The sequence below is a fragment of the Streptomyces sp. NRRL B-24572 genome (assembly GCF_002156145.1).
GTDB lineage: Bacteria > Actinomycetota > Actinomycetes > Streptomycetales > Streptomycetaceae > Streptomyces > Streptomyces vietnamensis.
Window position 1 is genome coordinate 1 of the sequence record NZ_MWIG01000656.1, and the last position, 1,713, is coordinate 1,713.

The 1,713-nt window shown below is 71.7% G+C and carries 2 protein-coding genes; both read left to right on the plus strand.

Features of this window, described 5'->3' with window-relative positions; genetic code table 11:
* Window positions 1–352: 352 nt before the first annotated feature.
* The gene (locus CCN56_RS32820) at window positions 353–874 is read left to right on the plus strand and encodes a universal stress protein (protein WP_030493924.1); all 522 of its coding nucleotides are present in this window, start codon (window positions 353–355) and stop codon (window positions 872–874) included.
* 162 nt (window positions 875–1,036) lie between these two features.
* Window positions 1,037–1,597, plus strand: coding sequence for a GPR1/FUN34/YaaH family transporter (locus CCN56_RS32825; RefSeq protein WP_086831511.1), 561 nt, complete (start codon window positions 1,037–1,039; stop codon window positions 1,595–1,597).
* The last annotated feature ends 116 nt before the right edge of the window (window positions 1,598–1,713 follow it).

The following is a 1,713-nucleotide window of genomic DNA, read 5'->3' on the forward strand; positions in this document are numbered from 1 at the left end:
CCGCGAGGGGGCTGTGGTCCGTGGCGGCGGTGGGCTGGACCTGTGGCAACGAGGAGCGGAACGTTCCGGTCACTCTCGGCGACGTCCGTTTGGCCCCCGTACGGACGCCTGTAGGGCACATCCGGCATTGCCAGATCCCGAACCCCTCGTGCATGCTCCCTGGAACGCCGCGCGCGAGCGGCGGGCACGCCGGGTGTGGCACGGCGGGCTCTGGGCAGGAGAGGAGTGTCGCCGTACCCTTGGGGGTATGGGCTTGGGAAGATGATTCCCGGACACAGCTCCGCCGCCACCCGTCGTTCGTCCCCTCCTTTCCCCGTCCCTTCCCACGAGGACCTTCTTCGCCGAGACACCGATGGCCGGTCACGAATTCCCCGAACCCGCGGACCGCAAGCGCGTCGCCGATTCCACGGTCGACCCCCTCGCGGTAGAACAGCCACGTCATGCCTGCGACCCGGCCTTCCGGCACGGGGTGGTCGTCGGCTTCGACGGTTCCATGTCCAGTGAGCGCGCCCTCGCGTACGCCATCGGCATGGCCCGCCGCTCCGGATCGGGCCTGATCATCGTGCACGTGGCCAACCGGCTGCCCACCACGGTGTGGGCCGGCTGCGAGCCCCCGGTCTTCGTCGACGTGCCCGACCACCGCACCGAGGTCCTCGGTCTGGAGCTGGCCTGCGCCGACCACCTCTCCGAGGTGCCGTGGATCCTGGTCGAGCGCGGCGGGGACATCTGCCACGAGCTGGAGGAGGTCGGCCGGGAGTACTCGGCCGACGCGATCGTGGTCGGCTCCACGCACGGGATCGTCGGCCGGATCTTCGGCTCGGTCGCCGGCCGCCTCGCGCGCCGCGCCCAGCGGCCGGTCATCGTCATCCCGTAACCCCGCGGCCCCCACGGCCCGTCAGGTCACTCCCTCAACTGCCGTCATCCGGCCATAAATTCGGCCTTCCTCAGGTGAATTGTGCGCTTGTGAAGGGTACATAAAGGTCACCGGAACACAGCAGCTCACGCAGGACAACTGCACACCTGAAGGGAGCCCGCCGTGAACAACGAAGTCGCCGCGGGAAACACCACCTCCACGCTCGGCCACCTGGCACTCGGACTGACCCTGCTGGCCTTCGGCCTGGGCGGAACCGGTGTCATCGACAACGTCGCGGCAGCGGATGCCGCGGGTCTCGCCACCTGGGTCGGCGGCGTGACGCTCTTCCTCGTCGGACTGCTCGCGCTGCGCGCGGGCGACAAGGGCGAAGGCACGGCGTACGCGGCGCTCGGCGCCTTCTGGTTCACCTGGGGCAGCGGCGCCGGCGGGCACGCCTCGGCCGACGCCGTGGGGCTCTTCCTGCTCCTGTGGGCGCTCCTCGCGCTCACGCTGACCGTGGCCTCCTCGGGCAGCGGGCTCTTCGGACAGGGCGTGTACGGGCTGCTGTTCGTCGCGCTGCTGCTGGGCGGCATCGGCGCCATGGCCGACAACGCCGGCCTCGGCAAGGCGGGCGGCTGGGTGGCCGCCGTCGCGGGTCTGGTCGCCTGGTACGGCGCCACGGCCGCGGTCGCCGGCTGGCCGACGGCCCTGCGCCGCGCGTCGGGCGCCCCGGCCGCGGGCTGAGCTCCACCCGTACGACAGGAAACGCAGCGGTCCCCGTGCACGGGAGGTGTGTGCACGGGGACCGCTGTGGTGTCCGGCCGAGGCTCCGGGGGACAGGCCCGGAGCCTCGGCCGGAC

What these genes read in the sequence shown, in the direction of transcription:
- CCN56_RS32820 (WP_030493924.1), top strand. Translation starts at nt 353, where the DNA reads ATGGCCGGTCACGAATTCCCCGAACCCGCGGACCGCAAGCGCGTCGCC.